The sequence below is a fragment of the Flavivirga aquimarina genome (genome assembly GCF_030540835.1).
Taxonomy (GTDB): domain Bacteria; phylum Bacteroidota; class Bacteroidia; order Flavobacteriales; family Flavobacteriaceae; genus Flavivirga; species Flavivirga aquimarina.
Map to the genome: position 1 here is coordinate 58,540 of NZ_JAUOEK010000066.1, position 25,776 is coordinate 84,315.

The 25,776-nt window shown below is 33.0% G+C and carries 19 protein-coding genes and 1 tRNA gene; 4 read left to right on the forward strand and 16 right to left on the reverse strand.

Features of this window, described 5'->3' with window-relative positions:
- Positions 1-51 precede the first annotated feature (51 nt).
- The 5 genes from Q4Q35_RS05075 to Q4Q35_RS05095 all read right to left on the reverse strand — a co-directional run bounded on the left by Q4Q35_RS05075 (position 52) and on the right by Q4Q35_RS05095 (position 6,489).
- Positions 52-1,209 (reverse strand): GNAT family protein, encoded by a 1,158-nt coding sequence (locus Q4Q35_RS05075; RefSeq protein WP_303276858.1) that lies wholly within the window; start codon positions 1,207-1,209, stop codon positions 52-54.
- A 66-nt stretch (positions 1,210-1,275) separates the two neighbouring features.
- Positions 1,276-1,755 (reverse strand): DUF1761 domain-containing protein, encoded by a 480-nt coding sequence (locus tag Q4Q35_RS05080; RefSeq protein WP_303276859.1) that lies wholly within the window; start codon positions 1,753-1,755, stop codon positions 1,276-1,278.
- 192 nt (positions 1,756-1,947) lie between these two features.
- Positions 1,948-3,366 (reverse strand): phosphoethanolamine transferase, encoded by a 1,419-nt coding sequence (locus tag Q4Q35_RS05085; RefSeq protein ID WP_303276860.1) that lies wholly within the window; start codon positions 3,364-3,366, stop codon positions 1,948-1,950.
- A gap of 130 nt (positions 3,367-3,496) precedes the next feature.
- Positions 3,497-4,498 carry an acyltransferase family protein gene (locus Q4Q35_RS05090; protein WP_303276861.1) on the reverse strand — a complete coding sequence of 334 codons (1,002 nt, stop codon included), beginning with the start codon at positions 4,496-4,498 and terminating at the stop codon, positions 3,497-3,499.
- A complete protein-coding gene (locus tag Q4Q35_RS05095) occupies positions 4,495-6,489 on the reverse strand; it encodes a glutamine--tRNA ligase/YqeY domain fusion protein (protein WP_303276862.1) in 1,995 nt (664 codons plus the stop codon). The genes Q4Q35_RS05090 and Q4Q35_RS05095 overlap by 4 nt, the downstream gene beginning before the upstream one ends.
- Before the next feature lie 142 nt (positions 6,490-6,631).
- On the opposite strand from Q4Q35_RS05095, the gene Q4Q35_RS05100 reads away from it, so the two are divergent.
- The 4 genes from Q4Q35_RS05100 (at position 6,632) to Q4Q35_RS05115 (ending at position 9,020) form a co-directional block, all read left to right on the forward strand.
- Positions 6,632-6,841 (forward strand): zinc ribbon domain-containing protein, encoded by a 210-nt coding sequence (locus Q4Q35_RS05100; RefSeq protein ID WP_303276863.1) that lies wholly within the window; start codon positions 6,632-6,634, stop codon positions 6,839-6,841.
- Positions 6,841-7,203 carry a dihydroneopterin aldolase gene (gene folB, locus Q4Q35_RS05105; protein WP_303276864.1) on the forward strand — a complete coding sequence of 121 codons (363 nt, stop codon included), beginning with the start codon at positions 6,841-6,843 and terminating at the stop codon, positions 7,201-7,203. The genes Q4Q35_RS05100 and folB overlap by 1 nt, the downstream gene beginning before the upstream one ends.
- A gap of 50 nt (positions 7,204-7,253) precedes the next feature.
- Positions 7,254-7,324 (forward strand) — tRNA-Cys (locus tag Q4Q35_RS05110).
- A 301-nt stretch (positions 7,325-7,625) separates the two neighbouring features.
- Positions 7,626-9,020 carry an RICIN domain-containing protein gene (locus Q4Q35_RS05115; RefSeq protein WP_303276865.1) on the forward strand — a complete coding sequence of 465 codons (1,395 nt, stop codon included), beginning with the start codon at positions 7,626-7,628 and terminating at the stop codon, positions 9,018-9,020.
- 221 nt (positions 9,021-9,241) lie between these two features.
- Here the strand turns inward: Q4Q35_RS05115 and Q4Q35_RS05120 are convergent, their stop codons facing one another.
- From Q4Q35_RS05120 to Q4Q35_RS05170, 11 genes are all read right to left on the reverse strand, one after another.
- A complete protein-coding gene (locus Q4Q35_RS05120) occupies positions 9,242-9,937 on the reverse strand; it encodes a LysE family translocator (RefSeq protein ID WP_303276866.1) in 696 nt (231 codons plus the stop codon).
- Between the two features lie 193 nt (positions 9,938-10,130).
- Complete coding sequence (locus Q4Q35_RS05125; protein ID WP_303276867.1) at positions 10,131-11,057, reverse strand: glycoside hydrolase family 17 protein; 927 nt, start codon at positions 11,055-11,057, stop codon at positions 10,131-10,133.
- A 19-nt stretch (positions 11,058-11,076) separates the two neighbouring features.
- Positions 11,077-12,642, reverse strand: coding sequence for an MFS transporter (locus Q4Q35_RS05130; protein ID WP_303276868.1), 1,566 nt, complete (start codon positions 12,640-12,642; stop codon positions 11,077-11,079).
- Between the two features lie 31 nt (positions 12,643-12,673).
- On the reverse strand, positions 12,674-14,170 hold the full coding sequence (locus tag Q4Q35_RS05135) for a glycoside hydrolase family 30 protein (protein WP_303276869.1): 1,497 nt from the start codon (positions 14,168-14,170) through the stop codon (positions 12,674-12,676).
- On the reverse strand, positions 14,167-15,171 hold the full coding sequence (locus Q4Q35_RS05140) for a glycoside hydrolase family 2 TIM barrel-domain containing protein (RefSeq protein WP_303276870.1): 1,005 nt from the start codon (positions 15,169-15,171) through the stop codon (positions 14,167-14,169). Before Q4Q35_RS05140 ends, Q4Q35_RS05135 begins: the two co-directional genes overlap by 4 nt.
- A 1-nt stretch (position 15,172) precedes the next feature.
- Positions 15,173-16,444, reverse strand: coding sequence for a glycosyl hydrolase family 17 protein (locus Q4Q35_RS05145; protein WP_303276871.1), 1,272 nt, complete (start codon positions 16,442-16,444; stop codon positions 15,173-15,175).
- 34 nt (positions 16,445-16,478) lie between these two features.
- On the reverse strand, positions 16,479-19,928 hold the full coding sequence (locus tag Q4Q35_RS05150) for a 1,3-beta-D-glucan phosphorylase, GH149 family (protein ID WP_303276883.1): 3,450 nt from the start codon (positions 19,926-19,928) through the stop codon (positions 16,479-16,481).
- Positions 19,929-20,044: 116 nt separating this feature from the next.
- Positions 20,045-21,142 carry a glycoside hydrolase family 16 protein gene (locus Q4Q35_RS05155; RefSeq protein ID WP_303276872.1) on the reverse strand — a complete coding sequence of 366 codons (1,098 nt, stop codon included), beginning with the start codon at positions 21,140-21,142 and terminating at the stop codon, positions 20,045-20,047.
- A 76-nt stretch (positions 21,143-21,218) separates the two neighbouring features.
- The gene (locus tag Q4Q35_RS05160) at positions 21,219-22,175 is read right to left on the reverse strand and encodes a PKD domain-containing protein (protein ID WP_303276873.1); all 957 of its coding nucleotides are present in this window, start codon (positions 22,173-22,175) and stop codon (positions 21,219-21,221) included.
- A 12-nt stretch (positions 22,176-22,187) separates the two neighbouring features.
- Positions 22,188-24,275, reverse strand: coding sequence for a PKD domain-containing protein (locus Q4Q35_RS05165; RefSeq protein WP_303276874.1), 2,088 nt, complete (start codon positions 24,273-24,275; stop codon positions 22,188-22,190).
- A gap of 16 nt (positions 24,276-24,291) precedes the next feature.
- Complete coding sequence (locus Q4Q35_RS05170; RefSeq protein ID WP_303276875.1) at positions 24,292-25,773, reverse strand: RagB/SusD family nutrient uptake outer membrane protein; 1,482 nt, start codon at positions 25,771-25,773, stop codon at positions 24,292-24,294.
- Positions 25,774-25,776 lie beyond the last annotated feature (3 nt).

Below are 25,776 nucleotides of genomic sequence, written 5' to 3' on the forward strand. Positions count from 1 at the left end.
AATAAGTAAGTCGAAAGAAGGTTTAAATACTTAACTAATCTATATTTTTTATTATTTGAAAGGGTGGCGTTCTTCCCAGTCTTTTTTGGGATTCATTAAACCAAAAATCGATTTTAAAATACGATTAACAAAGCTATTTGTGTGTTTCATATATACTGCCATAGCTTCCGGTTTAGCACCCACAGAGCTTTTAATTTCCATAGCTGTTCTTGCATAAACAATAGAAGAAAAGGTATTGTTAATGCCGTATTTAACCATATCGTATAACATGTTTAAATACAATTGATTTGAATATTGATGTTCTGCATCATAACCTAAAAAATAAGTTTCTAAATTTTCATTGTTAACTATTAAAGTAAAGAAGCCAACAAGTTTATCATTTAGATAATATCCAAAAACTTTAAAGTTTTCTTTTAAATAAAACTTCAGGCTATAAAAGTGATTTTCTGGTAACAAAAATGTATTAAACTTAGCATTGTTAGAAACATTCAAATAAAGATGGTATAATTTGTTAGAGTCATTTTTAATCGTTTCTAAGTCTAATTCATGGCACTCTATAGATCCTAATTTCTTCTTTGCTCGTCTATAACGCGTTCGGTATTTTTTAGTCATATAGGCAGTATAATCATCAAATACTTCCCACGTTGGCTGTATTTTCATAATCATATTGGGCTGTACTAAAACTTTATATAATTTATGTGAACTGAAAAAAGATTTTTCCTTATGAATGGTATCATCAAGAAAATAATCCTTAAACATAATGGCACGAATTTTCTTTTTTTGTGTTTCTTTTATTTCTTTTTTAATGTCTCCTATGGCATTAAAAACACATTCTAAATATGTAAATTGAGAAATGTGTTCCTTATTAAAATACACACCATGTTGCCCTGTCTGCGTTAAATTACCGATAACTAAAATATTTCCTTTTAATATTTTTGAAACAATTTCTTGAAACAACTCTTTTATGCAAGATACTTGTGTTTTCCTGAACATATCTTTTAAGTACAACTGTACACGTTGAACGATGGCAACACCAACTAAAAGATCGTCACTAAAAACACCAATATAAAAAAGCTGAATGTTATTAGGAGACGCTTCTTCTAATGCTTTTAAATAATTTACATGTAAAAAGATATCATGTTTTACAAAAGCATCCCAACCTTTAGGAAGGTTGTTAGCAGAATGATAAATGTGAGAAGTTATATTCAATAGCAATAAAAAAGACCAAAAATTACAATTTTCAGTCTTTAAAAATGTTAAAAAATTACAAAATGATTATTTCCAACCACAAATAATGGCTCCCATAACTCCTAAAGTTACGATCCAATAACCACTATTTATAAAAATATATTTTGCGCTTTTACGTTCAAATAAAGCATTAGTTCCTAAAATTGGAAGAGCAACAAATATACCTGCGATTACCCCATGGAATGCACCGTGTTTGAACGTTCTAAATTCATTACCATAGTCTGCCATAAAAGCATCGTAAGAAGGTAGAATACCCAACTCTCCTTGAGTAAGGCTAGAAGCTCCCATTTGGTGAATTGTAGTAGGTAACAAAGACATTGCTAATAGAATTGCAAAAATAAAAGCCATGATAAAAATCTTTGCCATGTTAGCTCCTTTCATTTTGTCTTCAGACATGTCAGCAGCTTTCATCCAAGCTGTTCCAAACACTTTTGGGTTATACCAAATAAACCCAAATAAAAGGGCAGAAACTGCCGCAGCAACAATTGCTAAAAAATTAATTTCCATTATATATTTAGTTATAGTTAGAATATAAATATATACAAAATTATAACATCAATATTAATTTTTTAGGGATTTATAAACTTTATAACCTATTTTAAATGGTCTCAGCCTCAGTTACTAACAGCTCATTTTCACTTACCAATTTTCTAATAAAATATCAAAAACAAGCACTATTGTAATTTTAGTCCATGCTTTTTAATAAATTGTATCGATACTTTTATTTAATGGGTTTTGAAAAACACTTTCCTTAAGTTGATAATCTACTTTTTTCACTTCCAATAGATCCAAAAGACTGTGATAAAGAATATCTGTTGTGAAGTGCGAATACTTATTTTTGCGAATAGCTTCAACCTTTAGCGGGTAGTTTTTAATAAACCGATTAGAAAACCATAAAACCATTGCAGGGTTCATACATGCTCGCTTATTTTGCCCATGTAACCACTTCCCATCTTCACCTAAAGCTTCTCCATGATCGGAAATATAAATTAAAACGGTTGGGTAGTCTTGTTGTTCTATCGTTTTGATAAGCTTTTCTAAAAAATAATCTAGATATACAATCGTATTGTCGTATGAGTTGATCATTTGCTCTTTACTTAAAGAAGGAATATGTTTTGAATCGATTACTGGCTTAAACTTTCTTTGAGCATCTTTGTATCTGTTTTCATACCACCAATGACTTCCCATCATGTGTAAAGTGAATAAGCTTTTGTTTTTTCCATTTGAAAAACTGGAGCGAAAAGGCTTTAAAAGTTCTTCATCAAAAGCTTTTTTAAAGCTTAAGTAAGATCTTAAACTATCAACCAAAACCACTTTCTTATTAGTTTTTACAATACTGGCATAGCTTCTTTCCAACTCCTGATTACCAAACCAAACGGTTTGATAATTACACTTATTAAAAACATCGAAAACAGATGTTATACTATCCAATGATTTGTCATAAACACTAGCACTAGTTATCATTGTTGGTAGACTAGAAGCAGTATATGTGTGTGGAGTATATATATTATTAAAACTTACAATATTCTTTCTTTTACTTAAAAAGGGTGTCGTTTCTCTATTGTAACCATTTAACTGAAGATGATCTGCTCTTACGGTCTCTCCAAGTACTAAAACAATTTTTAGGCTATCTATATTGCTGCGTGCTCCATCTTTTATGTCATTAAAAGTATATTTTTCTTTTTTTAAATAATCTTTTAAGCCAAAAAACACACTGTAAGGTAATCTACTTTTTAATGTATTTACTCTTTTACTTTCAACTAAAGTAAAGCTATAAATAGAGATTATTGTAATTATTAAAAAAGGAATATTAAATTTAAATGGAAATAGTTTATTGTAAAACCTATTTATAAGAATAATTAAAGAAAGTGTTATCATTATAAATATAACAAATGGTATTGAAATTAAATCTATAGCGATTGTAGACTTGGTTTCTAAAACTATTTGAATTAATGCATTTGTGACTGAAATATCCTGTGTATAAACCCAATAGGAAAACAAAGATAGGATGAAGAAAATTGGAATAAAAACAAACCGAAATAACCACTTATTAAACGTTACTAAATAAATATATCCTGAAATTGAAAATTGTAAGAGGATAATATGTATTAAGTACATTAAACGATCTTTAACCCCTGAAAGTGGAATATGAACATAAGAAGAGAGCGTTATAAAAAAAACAAAAACAAGGTTTAAAATTAAATAAAAAACAATCTGTTTTTTGTTTGATTGATAAAATAACACAATATTATTTTTTAATCTTTCCATTAAATATTGGGGCGTATTTATTTATTAAAAAAATAAGAGGTAAAATGAGTAAAACCTGAAAAATAGAAATAAAAAATTTAATGGGTTCACTAAAAACAAATACTTGTATTCCTATAACCATAAGTATGGCTTTGATGAAGGTTAATGCTCTGAAATGCATTACTAATAAAACAATGGTATTTTTACCTAAAAACGCAAAAAAATTAAGAATTCTGAATTTTTTGAAGAACAATAAAACAAATAAAGTCCCTGTTAGGCCATTGATAATAAATAATAGTTCGTTTCCATAAATAGCTCTGTACATATCTATTTTAGGGTTTACAAAGCCTATGGTGAGGCTTAAAATTAAAGCAAAAAGCATTACGATTAAAAGTTTATTGGAGTTCAGCTTGACAAGTTGTTCTTTAAGAACATTACCAGACATATAAAAAACTAATGAAACGCATGCTACATCAATACTCCAGGGCAATTTAAAGTCGAAATAACGAGGGTATAAAAAGCCTAATGAAATTAAAGTAATTAAGACCAAATACCTAATAGTTTTTATTTTTATAACTTTTAAAAATGAGTATAAGAGGAATGTTAAAAATATACCAGGTAAAAACCACAGAGGAATCCCCCAGTCCATAAATTGTATACCTCCCTGTGCATAAAAAATACCTATAAAACTTTTTATAGGATCTAAATTGAAAGTAGTACTATTGCCATAATGTCTTCCTAAAAAAAACCAAAACAGATATAATAAAAAGGCCCAAAAAAAGTAGGGTATTAAAAGACTCTTAGCACGATGGATAATAGTTTTTGAATTAGTTTCTTTAGGATGAAACATTCCAGAAATAAAAAAAAACAAAGGCATATGAAAACTATAGATATAGGATTCTAAATAAGGAAAGTTATGAGCATATATTACTAAAAAGATGCCCAATCCCTTTGCTTGATCTATCCAATTAAATCTACTTTTTTCTATAATACTTTTATTCAATACTTTACTTCATTTATAAGGAGTTCATTACTATCTGAGGACGCTTTTTCAATAAATATATTAATATTCTCATTGCGTTCTAATCCGTTATTTAATAAAACACCCAAAGTCATCGCTACAGCAATTCTGGTTCCTACTTTTTTGGCAGCAGTGTTAAACAAAGGTTCCAACTCTTCGTAAGTCACACTTTTAGCGAGTTCCTGAATCTCAGCTTTTACTTTTTGCTGCTTTATTTCTGGTAAATTGGTGTATTTTTTTCCAAGTTGCTGAATAACATCAATGGCTTTTCGCTTTTGTTGTGGTTTATTATTTTGTTGTTTTTGATTCGGGTTATTTTGAGCAGGTTTTTGTTTAGCCCATGAATCACGTAACCCAACCGTTTTATTAAATATCAGTCTTTCCGAAGTGGTATCATTATCTACATTAAAATAACCCAAACGCTGAAACTGAAATCTGTCTCCTATTTTAGCTTCTTTTAAACTTGGCTCAACGTATGCTTCAATAGTTTTTAAGGAATTCGGATTTATAAAATCCATAAAATCTTTGTCTTGATGGCTATCTGGTGCTTCATCCATAAACAAACGATCGTATTCTCTAACTTCTACTTTTATGGCATGTTTAATAGATACCCAATGCAATGTTCCTTTTACTTTTTTAGAAGTGTCTTCGGAATAGGTACAGTGAATTTCTAAAATATTGCCGTTAGCATCTTTTTTAACACTTTCGGCTTTAATGATATAGGCGTTTTTAAGACGTACCTCACCACCCAATTTCAATCTAAAAAACTTATTTCCAGCTTCTTCTTTAAAATCACTTTTTTCAATATACAATTCACGAGAAAAAGGCACTTTTCTAAATCCGGCACTTGCATCCTCTTGATTGTTTTCAGCTTCTAACCATGCTTCTTTATCTTCGGGGTAATTTGTAATAACTAGTTTTAAAGGATCTAAAACAGCCATTACTCGCGGAGCTGCTTTATTTAAATCTTCACGAATGCAAAACTCTAAAAGGGATACATCTATAACATTATCTCGTTTCGCAACCCCTGCTGTCTCTACAAATTTTCTAAGAGCGTTTGGTGTATAACCACGACGACGAAGTCCCGAAATTGTTGGCATACGAGGGTCGTCCCATCCGTTTACAATACCACTATCGACTAATTGAAGCAATTTACGCTTACTCATAATGGTATAGCTTAAGTTTAAACGTGCAAATTCACGTTGCTTAGGCCTTATAAGGTCAGGGTTTATAACTTGATCTAAAAACCAATCGTAAAGCTCTCTATGTGGCTTAAACTCTAAAGAACATAACGAATGTGATACCTGTTCTAAATAGTCACTTTCTCCATGCGTCCAATCGTACATAGGATAAATACACCAATCGTTTCCTGTTCTATGATGGTGTCTTTTTAAAATACGATACATAATAGGATCTCGCATGAGCATATTAGGGTGCTGCATGTCTATTTTGGCACGAAGTATATGTGAACCTTCTTCGAATTCACCATTTTTCATGCGTTCAAATAGATCTAAATTTTCGGCAACGCTCCTATTTCTAAAAGGGCCATCAACTCCTGGTTGTGTAGGTGTACCCTTTTGTTCTGCCATAGCTTCACTAGATTGCGAATCTACATAAGCCTTACCTGCTTTAATTAAAAGAATAGCCCAATCGTAAAGTTGTTGAAAGTAATCTGAAGAAAATAATTCTTTATCCCATTTATAACCTAACCAAGCCACATCCTCTTTAATAGCATCTACATATTCTTGCTCTTCTTTTGCCGGATTTGTATCATCGAAACGAAGGTTAACTGGAGCGTTATATTTTTCTCCTAAACCAAAACTAATCCCAATAGCTTTTGTATGGCCAATATGTAAATAACCGTTTGGCTCTGGAGGGAATCTAAAACGCAAGTCGTTTTTCGACATGCCATTAGATAAATCTTCTTCTATAATTTGCTCAATAAAATTGAGTGGCTTTTTTTCTTCAGACATATTTCTGATTTTTTCAACTAAATAAGCCTCAAAATTACGGAAATTCGAGTTATTTTAGCTCAATATATTTAAGAAGCGTAACAAAGTTTAAATTACCAAGACGGATACTGTAAATAGTATTAACGTTATAAATATTTAACCCATGCAAAATTTAAATTATGAATGCCCTAAATGTCATAGTTCGGAATATGAAGTAAGCGAAATGAGAGCTACTGGCGGAACCTTATCTAAAATTTTTGATGTTCAAAATAAAAAATTTACTTCTGTAACGTGTACACGCTGTACTTATACCGAATTTTATAAAGCTAAAACGAGCGCGATAAGTAATATTTTTGATTTATTTACAAATTAATGGGAATTATAAAAGTTGAAAACATTAGGGTGTTTGCCTATCATGGATGTTTAAAAGAAGAAACTAAAATAGGAAGCGATTATCGTGTTGATTTAGAAGTTAAGGCAGATTTGCAAACTTCTGCTAAGACAGATAAGTTATCTCATACGGTTGATTATGTGTTTTTAAATAAGATCATTAAAGAGGAAATGGACATCCCTTCTCATTTACTGGAAACAGTTGCAAGGCGTATACTTAATAGAATCTTTAATGAAGATAAGCTAGTAAAAAAAGCAACGGTTTGGGTAAGCAAATTAAACCCGCCCATTGGTGGTGATGTTGAAATGGTAACGATAAAAATGACTGATAAGCGTAAAAAGTAATTTAAAGCAGTGGAAAGTTATATTTTTTTTTAAATTTGCATTTCTATAATGGCGTCGTGGCCGAGTGGCTAGGCAGAGGTCTGCAAAACCTTCTACAGCGGTTCGAATCCGCTCGACGCCTCAAAAAACCTTCAAGTTTTCTTGAAGGTTTTTTTATGGAAAATTTTTCTAAAAATTTAATTAGATATTAGTAAAACCACATGTCCCTTTTTTGTTAAATCCTTTTGTCTAATTCAGATTAAGAAATGTATTGTCTCAATATGGGTACAATTATGTTGAAAATGAGATAATTCGGGTTGTGCTTTCTTTTTTTTCTTCCTTTTTTTTCGGTACTTCTGAAAGCATAAGTGTACGAAACTTTCATGTATAAGTTTACAAACATTTATTTACAAACTAAATTAATAATCTTTAAACCAAAAATTATGTTGAAAATTAAACAAAAATTGGGCACTCATCTATTTCTTATTTCTGCACTTCTAATTTATTCCTGTTCAACTCCAACAGATAATGAAGAATCGGTTGAAAACATGTCGAATCTTACAACCAGCAGCCTTAAGGTTTCTTCTTCGTCTGGTCATCATTATGTTGGAAACTTAGAATATGTACTTGGAGATGTAAAACAAGCACAAATTACGAATGCACTTACCACTACTACAGAGGTAGATAATATTCTAGATGGTTTTGAAGAGATGGGAGTCAATGGAATTCGTATTGCTATTTTTGCAGATGGTGTTAATCCAAATGAAACTATGTATGATTACTTTTTTAATGAAGCGAAATCAAGAGGATTCAAAATTTTTGCAAACCCTGCACAAGGTGGTGGCGGTGCGAGAATAGCTAATGGGATACTTAATGGTACGATTTCATCTGTTAAAAATACAGCAGCTAAAAACGCTCTTGTAACTCGTATTAAAGCTTTTGCTCAAGACTATGAATGTGATTGGATAAACCCTTTTAATGAAGATGGACGACCAGGAAATGTTTGGTACGCTGGACAAATTAATAATATATATTCAGAATTATCTGGTCAATTAAATGGAGCCGATTTAGTTGGATCATGTGATTGGGGTATAGAAGCTGGGATTTTATCTCTTCAACAAACAAATATTAAGAATTATATATCCATAGCAACAACGCATAACTTAGGTTTTAATCACTCTTTATGGCCTGATTATATACAAGAAGCAGGAAATTTACCTGTTTGGGATTCAGAAACGAACAATAATGTGAAATTTTCTGGTGTTGCTACCAGAATAGATGCAGCTATAGATGCTGGCGTAGATGGATTGGTTTTGTATAATAGCTGGAATATGATTAGCCAATCTAATGGAAGTTTAACAACTGCTGGTCAAAATTTTAAAGATAAATATACTCAATATTATTTTATAGAAAATAAACAAAGTGGTGATAGAATTAAGCCATATAGTAATGGAACAAATGGCACATTAATAGTACAAGCACCTTCAAGTTATACTGGAGATTTTACTCAATGGGAAATTGTTCCTACAGATAATGGATATGTTAGGTTTAGAAATAGAGGATCTAAAATGTACTTTCGTCCAACTAATAATAGTAATTATTCAAATATATATGGGGTAAACTCTTTTTCTGGAACGGCAACATTTGTGCAATGGAGAATTGATGATATTGATAACACATATTCATTCGTAGTAAATCGTTCTTCTGGTAAAAAGATGCGTTCTATAAATGGTAACGATTTAAGTACTCATAGTAATGAAACAGATATAAGAATCAATCAAGTTCCTTCTTCTTGGACAGGAGATGCCACTCGTTGGAGATTTGTAGAAGCAAATTAATATAGTTAATGTGTATATGATTAAAGTTTATACTTTATCATAAAAAGAGGCTGTCTAAAAAGTGCCATTCTGAATGCAATGAAGAATCTCTAAAAACTTAAATGTTTTGATTTTTAGACAGCCCTTTTAAATTTGTGTCCAAGATTAGATTTACACTTGATGCGTGTTATATTTGAGTTTGCTTTTCGAACCTGTTCGACACTTCAAAAAAGCTTCCGAATTTATTCTGAAAGTTTTTCTTTTATAGGACTTATTTGTTCTAATTTTTCTTTGTTTTTTTCGTAAGTCTCTGGAAATAAACCTTGAACAAATAATAAAATTCCAAAACCTAAAATAACGATAGCGATTACTTTTTTGGTTTTAAAAATAAGTCGAGGGGTTAATTTTGCTTTTAATCTTTTGGCAATAACAATTTTAATAATATCTGTAATAAAATAAGAGACAACCATAGTAACTACAAAAATGATATCACCGTTTTCTGATTTGGTCAGCGAATCTCCCAATACCATAAAACCTAACCAACCAATTAAAACGCCTATATTTATAAAATTAAGTAAAAAACCTTTTATAAAAAGTTTACCGTAGTCTTTTTGAATTTCTACTTTGTGATATTCCTTAACAATGGCTCTAAAAGATTTTGATGTTTTTATAAAAGAGATAATCCCATAAACGATTAATAGAACCCCTCCAAATATAAAAAAACTAGGGTCATTGCTTATTTTTCCTCTAAAATTATTCGTACTATAAAAAGCAACAATAATAAAGAGGGCATCGGCAAATAAAACACCTAAGTCGAATATTAAAGCACTTCTAAAGCCTTTAGTAGCACCTGTTTCTAAAAGTACAAAAAACACTGGGCCAATTGTAAAAGCTAGAATTATTCCAAAAGGAATGGCAGTTAGGATATCATCAAACATGAACAAGAGAAGGTTTACACAAAGTAAAGAAATATTTGTAACAAATGTAAACTTGCCAGTGATAAATAAAAAAAGCGCATGATAACAAAATCACACGCTTTTTCCAACAAACTAAATTAATTATGAAACTCTATTTCTTAACTAATTTTAAACTATTGGTTCCGTTAGTAGTTTTTATTTGTGCAAAATATAGTTAGGGCTTTAAGCCAGCCGCATCAAACAGTAATGGCTTTCTATGAAATTTTGGTTTTTCATACTTATCCCATAACCCCCAATAAGCACCTACATCTCCTTCTGCACCTACTTTCCATGATTCATCAAAAGAAGAAAAATAAAACAATTCTATTTCATCTGTTTTCGACCAATGCTGGGTATTGATAAAATACTTTATAGCATTTTCAAATGAGGGAAGTGCGCCTTGCAAGCCTTCTCCTTGTGAAGGCCAACCCGTTTCTGTAACAATCACTTTTTTACCATTTGCAGCTTTAACTGCTTGGTTGTACATATCTTTCATATAGATTAAAGAGTACTCTATACTACAGCCCTCCCAATAGGGATAACAATTTGCTAAAATAACATCGCAAGCTTCGGTAATTTTAGGTCGTTGAGTAAATTCATAATAGGCATCTACATAACCAACAGGAACATTGGTAACCTCATTTTTTACGTCGTAGATAAAATTTAATAATTCATTTTCTGTTAAATCACCTCTGTACATCACTTCGTTTCCAACAGCAGCAATATCAACAGAGCCTTCTTTAGCTAATTTTTTAAGACCTGCTATTTCTTTTTTGTTAATCTCATCATCATCACCTAACCATGCTCCAACAAGTGTTTTAATACCATATTCTTTTGCAATTACAGGAATTAATTCATTGCCATCGGTACATGAAAAAGAACGAATCCATTTTGTATAGGGTTTAATAATTTTCATTCGTCTCCTAATTTGTTTTTCAGAAAGCTGATTTCCTGGTTCTTGTCCTTCTTCATAGGGGCTAAAACCCAGGCCATGCATACCGCTTTTTAGAATGCGATTGAATAAGTTTTGTAACCCTTTTGTTGTCTTCTTGTCTAGTTCTCCTCCAGACAATGACATTATTTTATCTGCTCTGTATGACATGTTGTGCTGTATTAAACTTTTAAATTTCTCCTCGTCTTTCTACTAATTGCTTTTTTATATCTCTGGCTCTATCTTCATTAAGGCTATATTTCCACATGACCCATATTGCTAGTGCTGCGGTTAATGATGGAATTACGATATCAGCTATTCGGAGTCTATTCATGGTTTCTATTGATTGTTCGGTAATGTTAGGGTCGAACCCTACAATCTTTAAAATTAATCCGCCTAAAACAAGGGCAATAGCTTGGCCAAGTTTAACCATCCACCAATAAATAGCACCAAAGGTGCCTTCCTTTCTAGGCATGCCGTTCTCTAACTCATCTAAATCGCAAACATCGGCAGTCATAGACATCATTAAGGTAAATAATCCTCCCATTCCAAAAGCAAATAATGGAATAGGTACAAACATTAACCAAGGTATATCACTCCCTGGGTCTATACTAAACCATGACATTCCAATATCATTAAGTATAGGATTTAAAGTTTCGAATATGGAGCCTACCCCAGAATTAAGACTTTCTCCTAATCCTGTTTTATTGAATTTTGCATTGAGTTCTTTATCAAAGCCCCACCATTTTAATAGATAACCGACAATTGATAGGGTGGTTGATATTATAAAAGCGTTTTTCTTACCCCATTTATTTGCCATTTTTGAAATAATAGGAATCACTATAAATGCAGTAATAATAGCGTTAATTGTATTAAACCAAGCAGGCCATGTTCCTGCTAATTCATAACTGCCATTATACATATAAAACACTATAATAAAAACTCCAAATGCAGCAACGAGTTGAAAGCCGTTAAAGACTAAAAAGGTTGCGCCACATAATTTTGTAAAAGGCTTATTTTTAGACACCTGTATAATACCTTCAAACAGTTCTTTTATATTTGCAGACAGGGTTTTTAAATTAATTTCTTTTCGGTTTTCCATATGAGCGGAATCGATACCTTTACAAAAAAGCGCTGGTAAAATTCCAAAAAGAACACACATTGCACCCACAATAAGTGCCATAGTTCGAACGCCTTCTGTTTGGGTGTTAAATGTATTTGAGTCTGGAATAATTACATAAAGCCACGGTACAATCATCCATGCAATCTGTCCCATAGTATTTGAAAAAGCCATTAAACGAGTCCGTTCATTATAATCTGATGTCATTTCATAACCTAGTCCTACCAATGGGGTTGCAAACATTGTGTTACCCACAAGGAAGAGAATTTGTAACACCATAACATGCCAAATAATATATGTTTGAGAAGCGTTATCATCAAGTTGCCACATTAAGAAGAAAAGGATACCACTTATAATGGCACCAAGAAAAATATAAGGCCTTCTTCGTCCCCATCTAGATTTTGTATTGTCAGAAATAAAACCCATGATAGGGTCGGTTATAGCATCAAAAATTCTTGGTAGTCCACCTAATAAACCAGCCCACAATGGATCTACACCCCATGCTGTTAGCAAGAAAAATTGAATAAAAACACCTAACGTCCCCGGTAAAATGTTTAGTATAAAATGACCTGCTCCGAAAGCGGCTTTCTGTCCTATAGGAACTCTATCTTTAGCAGCAGTTTTTATTTTAGACATATTATTTTGGTTTAGTTAGTTAAACTTCTTTTTATACTTTATTTGGTATTACAATCGTTTGAATAGCCTGTGCATCAATTGTAATTTCCACCATCTTGTCATAGAGTGATAGGTTTATAGTTTTTGGGGTATTAAATTCATTAAAAAGCACTACTGCAATGGAGCCATCAGGGTTTTTTGCAGCTGTAGCCATAAGTTTTTTATCGGAGTTTTCTACTTCAATAATTTTTGCTTCTGGTCTTATATATTTACTAAAATGAGCCATGGTATGGTAAAGCGGTGTGAAGTAAACTTCATCTTCATTTGGGTCTACAATTACTGGTGCTATACACCAGTTTTCAAACCAGTTTGGACCACCTTGTCTGTCTAAAACCATATTCCAATCTACCCAACCGTCAACCCAATTATTAAGGCAACCAATAATATCTCTTGCATACCGGTTTACAGGTGCATATTTTGGGTGTAAATGTTTTTGTTCTTCTGGTGCCCAATCCCAACCCCAATCGGTAGCTTCTTTTTTCCAGTACCATGCATCATCTTTCCAAACAGGAATTTGCGAATCTATGCAACCTTCTGTTTCTATTAAATATTTATCTGGCGCTTTATTATGGGCATATTGTAAGGCTTCAGGAAAATAATCATAGGTGCTTTCATACCAATGTATCGCAGTTCCGTGAAAGTATTTTGAAGATGCTTCATCTCGATACATTTCATCTACCCATTCTTTTAAGCCGGCTCTGTTTTGATCGTAGCCTAAAATAATTTTATCGCCATAACCATCGGCTTCTAATTTTGGGCCTAAATGAAACTGAACAAAGTCAGTCATTTCTTTTGGATTAAAGTGCATGCTTTCCCAATTGTTACCATTCCCATGAGGTTCATTTTCAACAGTAAACCCCCAGATATCAATTCCTTCATTTTTATAAGCGTCTAAATATTTAGAAAAGAACAACGCCCATGTATCATAATATTCGGGTAAAAGTTTACCTCCAACCCAACTGTTATTATCTTTCATCCAAGGTGCTGCAGACCATGGTGAAGCGAATATTTTAAAGCCATCTTCTGATACTGCCATAGCATCTTTTATCATAGGAATTAAATCATCTATGTCTTCTTTAATGGTAAAATGCTCCAAGTTTTTATCACCTTCAACTGGGGTATAAGAGTAGTTTGTTAGGGAAAAATCGCAAGAATTCATATGGGTTCTTGTTAATGAATATCTAGCTCCTTCTTTAGCAAAGTATGCTTTTAAAATAGTGTCTCTATTTTTTTTGCTTAGTCTGTTTAACAGGTAAGCAGAAGATTCTGTAAAAGCACCTCCAAAACCAGAAATGGTCTGAAATGTTTTTTCGGGGTTTAATTTGATATTAACCACAGAATCAACCTTTGTAAATGATGTAAGCTTTGTAAGCTTATTGCCCTTTGCTGAGGTTTCATAAACCTCTACATTCAAATTATTGGTACCCTCATTACACCCTGTTAAGATCGATATCGCCATAATTAGTATGATATAGTTAATCTGTTTCATTCGTTTGGTTTTTTTAGATATTGGGCTTTAATAACCTCAAAGGTTTTTTTCTTATGTCTATCTATATCAACTATTCCCCAGTATTCTTCATTTGGTGAACCATCATACGGTACGCCACTACTTTTAGGAGCCCATCCTCCAATATCTTGCTGGTTTGGGTTTCCTGCTTTCCACCAACCATCGGTAAATGAAAACATTGTTACTCCTAAACAAACATCAATATTGTTAAAGACACTATTTAATATATTCTTGTTGGCCACAGCTTGTGCATCTTCATTAATCCCTTGTGAGAACCCGTCACTTTCAATAGTCATATAACTATCACCACCGGCTTCGGAGAAATACATGGGTTTATTACTTACAGTCTTCCATTGGGTATATATGGTTCCAGGATTATCCCATCTATATACATTGATTCCCCAAACATCAATATTAGGGGACGAGTTTAAAGCTAATTCATCGGGAAGTTCTCCATGTGCGGTTGTAACAGGGTGATTAGGGTCTGTTTTATGGATTTTAGCGGCAGCATTATTCATGGCTTTATACCAATTTTTTATATCGCCTTCAAACCATTCTGGGTGATAATTGTATTCATTACCTAGTTCCCACATTAAAATTGCAGGATGTGTTTTGTATTTGTTAACGTAGTCTATAAAAGTCCCAGATTTAATATCGAAAACCCCTCCTTGGTCATACCCAAAACCAAGAACAATTTTCATATTGGCTTCATTAATTTTGTCTAAAACAGTTATATCGGTGATAGGTTTATAAACTCTAATCGTATTAATACTAGCTTCCTGCATTAAAGTAAGATCTTGACCTAAGGTTTCGAAGCTTCTATTTTTACTACCTTTTTGTACAGGATGATAACAAATACCTTTAATTATATAAGGTTGATTGTTTGTTAGTATTTGTCTTCCGGATATAGAAATCGTGTTATGTTGTTCTTTGCAGGAAAAACATAGACAACCAATTAGCAGTATTAAAATAAATATTCTCATATTATTCTTGTATTAGAACATTTTCAAAATTTGGTAGTAAAATATCTTTTAGTAGTGCTTCTTTGTCCCCGTTATACGTTTTGGTTATGGGGTTTCCATTTCGAGTTAACCCCTTAAAATAGCCTTTGTCTACTAAATCCCAAAGCGCGTATTTTGCTTTTCCATCTATAGTAAATAACCCAAAATGATTTTCTGAACCTTTAGAGTTTTTAGCATCTTTCCACTGTTCATCAAAAGCTTCAAAATAGAAGCAGGACATGTTCTCTTTTTTAGTCCACGCTCTCATGTGTTTGTAGAATAAGGCTTCTTTGTATTCATCTACAGCTCTGGATCCTTTTATTCCATAATGACCGTTTGAAACTGTAGCCCAGCCTGTTTCACCGATGTGTATGGGTTTGTTTACCCCAAGACTTTTCATGTAATTAAAAACGCTATTATATTGTTGTACGGCATATTGTTTGGCTTTAAGCATTAGGCTATCTACCATATCTAATTTTGATGCATCTTCAGAAATACCTTCAAGGTTCCAAAAGACAGGGTTGTAATGTGTGTCATGCATTGGGTAAGTATGCATAGAAATAAAATCTACAGCTTTAATGAGCGCATTTAAATCCTCAACATGGTACTCACTGCTACCACCTCCCCATGAGGCGAAATTATCTGAACTTGTAATCCATAAATCTTTGGATAATTCGCCTTGTTTTTTTAAATCTTGTAGATGATTAACCCATTTTAAAATAACGTTTGGTTGTACATAGTAACTGGTCGCCCATTTTACCATGGCTTCATTACCTACTGCAATTATTTTTACAATATCCGGGTAGGTTTTGGCTAAAGAGATTGTAGTATTTATTTCAACGGAGTTCCTTTCGCTTTCCTCGTTATGATTTGGTTCTCCATGCTCCCAGTTAAATGCATTTTTACAATCTATCCATGCTCCCAACATGACATACATTTCGAAACTTGAATTCTCCTTTTTCAATTGACTTATGGCTTCCAGTAGGTTTGATGCTTGTGGATAGTGCACGTTATAAGTTCTTAACACTTTAATTCCCATAGCTGACAAGATTCTGAAATCTTCTTTTAATTCATCTATCGTGGGTTGGTTATCTCTAGTTTTTGTACGATAACCTCCATATGAAATTGCTAAATATTCTGGGTTGCCTAAAATATCTGCAGCTGTTATAGTCATTTTTTCTTCAGGTTTTTCATTACATCCAAACACAGTAATCAAAACAGTTAGAGTTAATATGTCCTTTAAACATGTTTTCATGTGTTGAATTTTATGCCCTTTAGGCATTTATACATTATCTTTTTATTGAAACTATAATTTGTAAAACAGTTCCTGTTCTTTGAAAAATTTGCCTGCTCGTTTCTATATCAAGGCTTTGTTTTTCTGATTCTATATGTTTGTTTTTCTCAAAGACGACATGGATTCCGTTTTGATTTGATAGTTTATAAATAATAGGGATTTGGCAGTAGGTAAAACAAAGTGTATTTGCTTCTAATTGAATTTCTCTTTCTACCTTTTTTACATCTGTATATTTAAAAACTTTCGAGGTTTTTAAAAACTCTTCTGTGCGTAACAAACGTGGATTAAATGTGATGGAACTGTTATTTACATAAACGCCTAACTCACCTAGTCTGCATAGTATATCTTCTTTTACCTGACCAGTCATACCGGGTTGCTGTGCACCTTTTCCTGCTGGGGTATGTGAATATGGATCTGTTGGAAAAGCACCGTATAATTCTGGTGACTTATGCACACCTATTCCTGCCTGAATTTCGTAATAATGATCTAATAGTTTTCCTATTAGTTCGTCACTTTCTTTATTATTAATAGCAGACAAACAATTTTCTTGAACGGCTAATAATAATTTAGATACCATATGCCAGTAAATAGACCCGAGTCCTTCGTAACCGAAAAAAGTTCCTGATCGTCCGGTAAAAGCTTTATGATTAAAAAGGTCTTCAAAAGTATTTAGTAGCTGTTTTGTGTCTTTTTCTACTAGACTATGATAGGTCTCGGGTAAATGAGTAAGGGCTTCTTTTAGACTGTTTGCGTTATTAAAATTACCATTAAAGTGATAGTTTCCTAAAATATCTTTTTCGATAATATCTGTATTACTGTTTTTTACTAATTGCTTTAATAAATCAGATTGTTCTACTTGTTCTATAGGAATATTGTTTTTCTTATCAAATCTTGGTAATTCTTTATTTGGATATAAAATGTAGCTGTATTGATCCTTTCTAAACAAGGGGCTGTTTTTTAACCCGTCTAATAATTCTAAAGCTTGTGAAGGAGATAAATAACCTGAACTTAAAGCTGCTACTTGCCCTTCAAGCATTTCAGGTAAATATGAGATAGAGACTTCGTTTTCGTTTTCGACCGTCATTAAATTATAGGCATGGTATAAACCGTCTACACGTTTATTTGCTTTAATACTATGTTCTAAATATAATTTTGTAATGCTAAGAAACTCTAAGAGCCCTGATTTAGTAATACTGGATTTTTCGTCTGAAAAACCATTTTTATAAATAGTCAACCTATAAGTGCTTCCTGCCATACCCAGACTGTCCAGAATCTTTTTTCTGTCTTGATTAGATATTGTGCCTTTTAAGATGTTTTTATTGGTATGCAGTGTAATAAATATTTGCTTGAAAAAGACATGTAATTCCTTTGAGATTTCAATGTCATTTAAATCTAATTTTAATATTATTTTTTCGAAGAAATTGAAAAAACGTTGTAGATAATAAAGGGTTACCATAGACACTCCATTACCAACAAGTGCATTGTTTGCATCATTCCATTCGGGTCTTTGGGTATTTAACCAAATGCCACCTTCTGGAATAAAGTTTGAAAGCTTAGCCAATACGGTAACTAATAGTTTTTCAATTAAATTTACTTTATAAATCTTTGAATTTGTATCTGTAATTAAAGCTCCATCTGCTCCTAATTCTTGTTTCCTTTCATTAATTAGATCGTTTAATTTATAGTCAAAATCGACAGTGTCTTTAGGGTTTATTAGGATGTCTTCATAGCTTTTAATTTTATAAGGAACATTGGCATAAACAAATAGCTTTTCATTGAATCTTTTTTCTAATTGATTTGGGTAATGGTTTTCTATAAATTCTAGGAATTTTAAAAGGTATATAATTTGATGGTCTCCCCAATAACCAATATACGACCATGGGTCGTTTTCTTCAATAACTTCCCAATCGAAACCATCTTTGGTTACTCGATACGGATTGTAACCTTCAAATGTTGAGGCGTTTAAAAACTTATGAATCATGCTTTCCATAAACTCAGGATATGCATGAGCTAAAGCTTCCCAATTCTGGAAAATGTCTCGCCAGTTTCCTTCGTAATCTAATATTTTAGAACCGTCAATTTCGCTTCTGGTATTAATGGAAAATTTATTCCAAGGTCTGCTAGGGTCTCCGTGTCTTCTACTAAACTTTAGCGGTAAATATTCAAAACAGAGTCTTTTAAAATCATGGTTTTGACTTTTTTCTGCAAAAGCTTTGATGTCTCTTAAAGAAAACAAGTTTGGTAAGGCGTTTAATGTGTTTTTCTTTTTGCTAAATACATTTTTGTTTGCTTTTGAAATGTATTTTATAAAATCTTGTTTTTCTATGTTATAACCGTCATCAAAAATGCCTCCACGCATTATATTAAATAGGGTATTAGAGAAATGTCTGGTATTGGTTAATGGGTCTGCTGTTAGTTGTAAGCCATCTGAAGCTCCTGTTAACTTGATTAGTTTTTTTGTTCCGGCGTCAATGTCTTTTTGAACTATTTCAGAAATATTTGAGAGGTTTTTGATACTTTCAGATATTTGGATGACTCCAGAAATGGTTTGGTTTACATTCGCAACAAACATCCAGTTTTTTCTTGATTGCGGTTTCAATTCTAAATCGGATGAAATAAAATAAGCACCCTTTTCGGCTCTAATATCAACCTCTTGACTAATTGCCAATTCTTTTCTAAAATTGTTCAGTTGTAATGATGATATTAAATAGGTTGGATTGTCTATTCCGGCAGACCAAACAATGTTAGCTTTTAAAGCTTCACTAGGTTCTGCCTTATCAACAATAATAGCGCTTAATGCGAAAACGCCTAGACCTGTATTTGTATCTAATTCATTTTTCTTATAGGCATCAACCAGATTACTTGCGCTATTTTGAAAGTCTGAAGTTATACCGCATGGAAGTATATTTTGTAATCCATCAAGAAGTTTGACTTTTATTATTGTGTCTGAATGATTTATTAGGGTTGATTTTTTCACAAAGCCAAATTGATTGCTTGAATTCCATTGATATCTGAATGTAAGCCCTAAGTCCTTGTTAATTTCTTCGAAAACAACTTTGTTTCCGTAAACGTTTTTATAAAGATTTCTTTGGGTTTTATATGTCCCCATTTGCCTTTCGGAAAAAGGCTCCCATATATGTGTTTTATTGTTTAAATAAACTTGAAAGATTGTTTTGCTTCCTGTAACATCGGCAGATTCGGTTATTTTATCATCTGTGTAATATGGAAACAATGAGGCATTCGAGTCTTTTCTTCCGGCTGTTAAACCGCCATTACTTGAAATAAACATCCAATGGTTGGAGTCGCTAACAATACTCATAAAAAAGGGACGCATAGCATCACTGTTTGAGATTTTATAAAAGGCTTCGTTATCGAAGTTTACCAAATCTCCCTTTACAAAGGATTCATTAGATTTTTTTTCTTTTTCTATATATGTGGCATTCATCATAAATTCTCGTATTATTTACTTATAAGAGGTTTGCTATATGTGTCGATTTAAATTATAAAGTTGGGTCAAAAGGACTGGTTTTCTCCCATTTATATCTATCAATTAAACTACTTCTATTGATAAACTCTTATATAATCTATTTCCATAGTATCTTCCGTGAATCCAGAATTTATAGTTCCTCCTAGTGTGCCCCCCATGGCAATATTCAAAATCAGGAAGAAATCCTTGTTAAAGGGTAAATTATTATTTAATGCTATTTCATAGTATTCAACCTCATCTAAGAATATTTTAATGTAGGTCTCAGTCCACTCCATGGAATAAACATGAAACTCTGTAGCAGCATTCGATATAGTACTTTCTAGACCATAACTAGCAGTATTACCGTTATCTGACCAATGGCAAGTACCTAAAACTTTATTTTTATCGGCTCCTGTTTGCTCCATGATATCTATTTCTCCGCAAATAGGCCATCCAACAGAGTCTATATTAGATCCTAACAACCATATTGCAGGCCATGTTCCTTGTGAAGCAGGTAATTTTGCTCTTACTTCAACCGTACCATAAGTAAAATCAAACTTATCTTTAGTGATTAACCTAGCTGAGGTATACGCTTTTGTACTATTTTGAAACGTATAATTCTCTTTTTTCGCTACTATTTTTAAGGTACCATTAGAAATAAATGCATTTTCAAGTCTATCGGTATAGTGTTGTACCTCTTCATTCCACCAGCTACCATTATTTGGAGGAACTGTTTCTGCAAACCATTTAGCTGTATCTACAGCTCCTTCAACATCAAACTCGTCTGCCCAAATTAATTGAGGTTCAGATGAATCGGTAACATATACATCAATAGTTTTGAACGTGCTTATACTGTGATCTGTACTTGAGTATGCAAATACCGTTATGAGATAACTGTTAGTTCCTTTTGTTGTAAACGTATGTTCTAAACTACCATCTGCATCTTGTATTTCTGCTTCACTTCCAAACTTAAACCCAAACTTTACAGCATTGGTTGCTGTCGCGGTGCATTGTATAACACCAGAACCATCTCCATTGGGGTTATTACTGTCAGCCCCTACAATATTCACTGTTAAGACTAAATTAGAAGGGGTAATAGTTTCTGGTTCTACTGGAGGACTAATAGCGTCATCTCCTCCACTAGAACAAGATACTAGCAAAACAAAAACAAAAAAATAGAGTCGCTTTAACATAGGGTAAAAATTAAATAGGGAATGTTAATGTAAAGGAGCAAAATTATTTTGCCCCTTTACATTTTATAGATAAAAGTTAGTCGTTGGGATTATCGGTTTGATATCTACAATACCATGCTAAATCAGAGTTAGAACTGTCGGTCATTCTAACATACAAGGTTGTATCTGTTATTTCTATAATTTCAATTTCACTAACGTTTACATACCAACTCATAAACCCATTATCGGAAAAGGTTATGGTGGTTCCTCTATATGTTGGGTCAACACCATCTATGGTTGCAATAGATGAAGATGGGCTAAAACTAACATTTTTAACACCATCAAGAGAAGGCGCAACGTCTAATCCATGGCATGAATCCCCGTCTACACCTATTGACGCAGCAAAGTCTCCTGGCGTATATGCTATATCTGTTAATTGTTCGAAAGTTAAGTTGCCATCAGCAGACTGAGTAAAAACAAACTCTGCATCGTACATGCAAAGCTTATCTGCATGCCATGCATTAGAGGTAAACCAAGCAGAGTATGTATGTGAATTATCGGCTTGTACTGTATTTGGGCCTAAACCTATGTTTCCAGTCTTATCTGCTGCCCAATACCAAGTTTTACTTGCTCCAGCTCCTCCACTTAAAAAATCTTTTGCTTCTTGATCTTCAAAAGAACTAAAAACATCTACATTTATAGAAGTAGTTGTCGTAATGCCTCCTCTACCAGAAGCCATAACCGTTACTGTATATGTGTTTGTGCCTGTTTGAGTAAACCTGTGTGTTACTTCTCCAGATGATGCAACTTCAATATCGGTATTATCTCCAAAATTATAACGATATGTTATAGCATCATTAGACGTTGCTGTAAAGTTTACAAACCCTGTTCCATCACCATTCGGATTACTTGCGTCTACCCCTACTATTTCAGCAGAAATAGTAACGTTGCTTGGGGCTATGATATCTCCAAATGTACCTTCATCATCTTGACAGCTATTTAATAGCAAGATGATAGTTGCAAATATTCCAAAGTTATATTTTAAATTTTTCATGAGTTTAATTTTTTAATTATGGAAATAAATATTATCAACATACACAGTTGCGCTACCGCCAGATGTGTCCCAAATTAACTGAGTAATATTCGCAAAATCTAAGTTGTAATCTGATAATGGTATAGTAACGCTAACCCATGTTCCTGTGAGGATTTCTGATAAGAAAATAATATCTTCCTGTACTGGGTTTAAAGCAGTATTTACAATTTTGAACCCAAGTGTAGTAGCATCAGGAGTATAATAATCAAAATGTAAATATTTAACTCCTGTTAGGTCTGTTGGGTTTCCATAATCTGTTACTATTCCAGAATAATTTAGAGATTGATATAACCAAATATTGTCCCCAGAAATATTAAAGTCTGATAGGGTTGTTGTTTGTCCCCAATCAGGGTTTACCTCATTAAGTGTAACACCGGTATAGGCATCACTATAAATAGATATAACATCACTAGCTGCAATGGTTGGGCTTGGGGCGCTTACCGTTGGTTGAGAACTACTCTCAGAGTAAAAATATAAATTATCAATATATACTTTAGCACTTCCTCCTGTTGTATCAAATATTAACTGAGTTACAGCTGATGCGTCTATAGCGTAATCTGATAAAGGTATAGTAACGCTTACCCATGTGCCTCTTACAATATTTTCAACAAATTCAATATCTTCCTCGTTAACTACAGTATTCACTATTTTTAGTCCTAAAACTTCTGCATCTGGAGTAAAATAATCAAAATGAACATAATCCATAGCTGATAAATCTGTTGGGTTACCATAGTCGGTTACTATCCCTGAAAAATTTAATGCTTCATACAACCAAATGTTATTTCCTGATATATCTAGTGGAGTTAAGGTTGTTGTTTGCCCCCAATTTGGATTTAATTCACTTATTCCTACATTAGTATAACTATCGCTAAAAATAGAAATTACATTAGCTTCATTTTGTGTTGGGGATGGAGCATTGTATTCTGGTACTTCTGCCACAGTTGATGGTTTATAGAAGTAAATATTATCAATAAACACTGTTCCTGTTGCCCAAGGGTCTCCAACAAATTTCATTTGGAATATTTCAGTAACTGTTAACCCTTGATCTGTATAATCTGAAATAGGAATTTCAATACTTGTCCACTCTCCGGATGTTAAATCGCTCCAAACAGGAGCCTCAGTTACATTTCCACCTGCATTATTAATTAATGAAGTTTCTATTTTAATTCCTTCATCTGCAGTCCAAACATCTAGATGTAAATATTGCATTCCAGAAACATCAACAGATGTTCCATCAGCAAGTGCAATACCTTGGTAGCTTAAGTTAATGTATTGTAACATTTCATCACCGTTAAGATCAAATAATGCCCATCCACTTCCTTGGCCTCCTTGACCCCAATCAGGAAAGAAGTTAGTATCTGTCACATCATTATATTTTGAACTAAATAGAGAGATTACATCTGTTTCTTCTCTATTAGGCGGTTCTGGTGCTGAAGCTATAGGTTGTAATATTTCAGTGACTTCAAAATCTTCTTTGTATTCTGTAGTGGCAATAGCAGCCCCCATAACTACAACTCTTATAGTGTAAGTTCCTGCGTTTTGATATGTGTAAGAAACTGACTCTCCAATGTTAGCACTAACAGGGTCATCAATTCCAGATTCACCAAAATAAACATCGTAAGATATAGCAAAGTCTGCATTGGCAGTAACGTTTACTTGCTTTGATACTGCAACATCATTAGAGATTGCGACATCAACATTTTCTGGAGCCTTAAAAGAAACCTCTAGGTTTTGAGTAGCTTCCGTTTTTAGTCCTGTGATTCCAACAGCTTCAATAGTAACCGTATAAGAGCCTTCTTCATAGGTATGGCTTATACTTTCACCTTGTACAACATTAGCAGTTTCTTCGGTACCATCACCATAGTTTATATTGAAGTTTGAAGCCCCAGTAGCATTAGGTGTAATTGTAACTTCCCCAGTATTATCTTGAGTTACTTTGAAAAGTGCTGAAACCTCAGAAGGAGCAATTACTTCATCAATAAAACTCAAATCATTATCATCCTCAGCACAACTTATTAAGAAGACCAAAGTGAAACTAAATATATATTTTAATGTTTTCATATCTTATTTTTTATTTTTAATAGCCTGGGTTTTGATCCCAATTTCCCCCTGTTAATTCTATTTCTTGTATTGGTACTGGGAAAAGTTCATGCTTTCCGGCAACAAAACCATCTATTTCTTGTGCCGCTCTCCCAGTTCTTACCAAATCGAAAAAACGGTGTCCTTCGCCTACTAACTCTACACGACGTTCTTTCCAAATATCGTTAGTTAAATTTGACCCAGTTGTTGTTACATCTGCTAACATTGCTCTATTACGCACTTCATTTAAATAGCCTTGTGCTCTTGTATCGCTAATGCTACCTCTGTTTAAAGCTTCGGCAGCCATAAGCAAGACATCTGCATAACGTATTGCTTTAGTATTATCGGGATTTGTAAGTGCTGCATCTGCATTGTTTAAATCACCTAGTCGAGCCATATATTTTCTATTAAAATAGCCCGTTTGTTCATAGCCTGCATTTTCATTATAACTTGATTCGGGGTTATTTGCTATCCATTGTTCAATATCTAGTATAGAATATTCTAAACGAAGATCCCCAGTTTCAAAAGCATTAACTGTTTCTTGAACGGGCACATTGAAGCTATAGCCTGCATCGAATTGTTCTGTTGAGTCAACAAATCCTCTTGGGCCATTAAAAAAGACCGCATAATTGCCTTCTAGACATTGAAAACAATCATAGCTTCCACCATCAACATCAGAATATTGTATTTCAAAAACGGATTCAATATTGTTTTGATTATCTCGTTCAAACATATCTGGATATTCTGTAGATGTTAATAACCGATGTGGGCCATTATTAATTAAACTTTCTAATACCGTAGCAGCGTCATCAAATTTGTCTTGAAATAAATATGCTTTTCCTAATAAAGCTTCGGCGGCTCCTTTTGTAATTCGTCCAGTTACGCTTTGTGTATATGGCAAATTAGCAGCTGCAAAAATTAAATCTTGTTCAATTTGTGCATAAACTTCAGATTTAGGAGTTCTTTCAATGTCAAATTGGTCACCAAATTGGATACGTTTATCTACTGCTAAAGGAACATCGCCAAACCATTTTACCAATTCAAAATAATAAAAGGCTCTTAAAAATCTGGCTTGAGCTAGCACACTGGTTTTATTAGAAAAATCGGTTTTATCTTGAAATTCCATGATATAATTAGCACGATTAACACCGGTATACATCCATATCCAAATATCTCTTAGTTGTGCATTTACGGGGGTATGAATCATATCGTCTATTTCTTGAAAGCCAGGTGTGTCTGTAGCACTTTCACCGCCACAGAGGCTGTTGTCTGATGCTATTTCTCCTAATTGAAAGTTTTTAGCTGTTGCTTGTAAGTAGTCATAGGCCGCTACTAAAGCTTCTTGATAATCTGATTCTGAATTGAAAAAATCTTCAGAGTTTTCATCTTGAGACGCAACATCTATAAAATCGTCTGCACATGAAAACATAGCTATAAAAGCAAATAATAGAAGAATATTTTTAGTTTTTATATTTTTCATAAT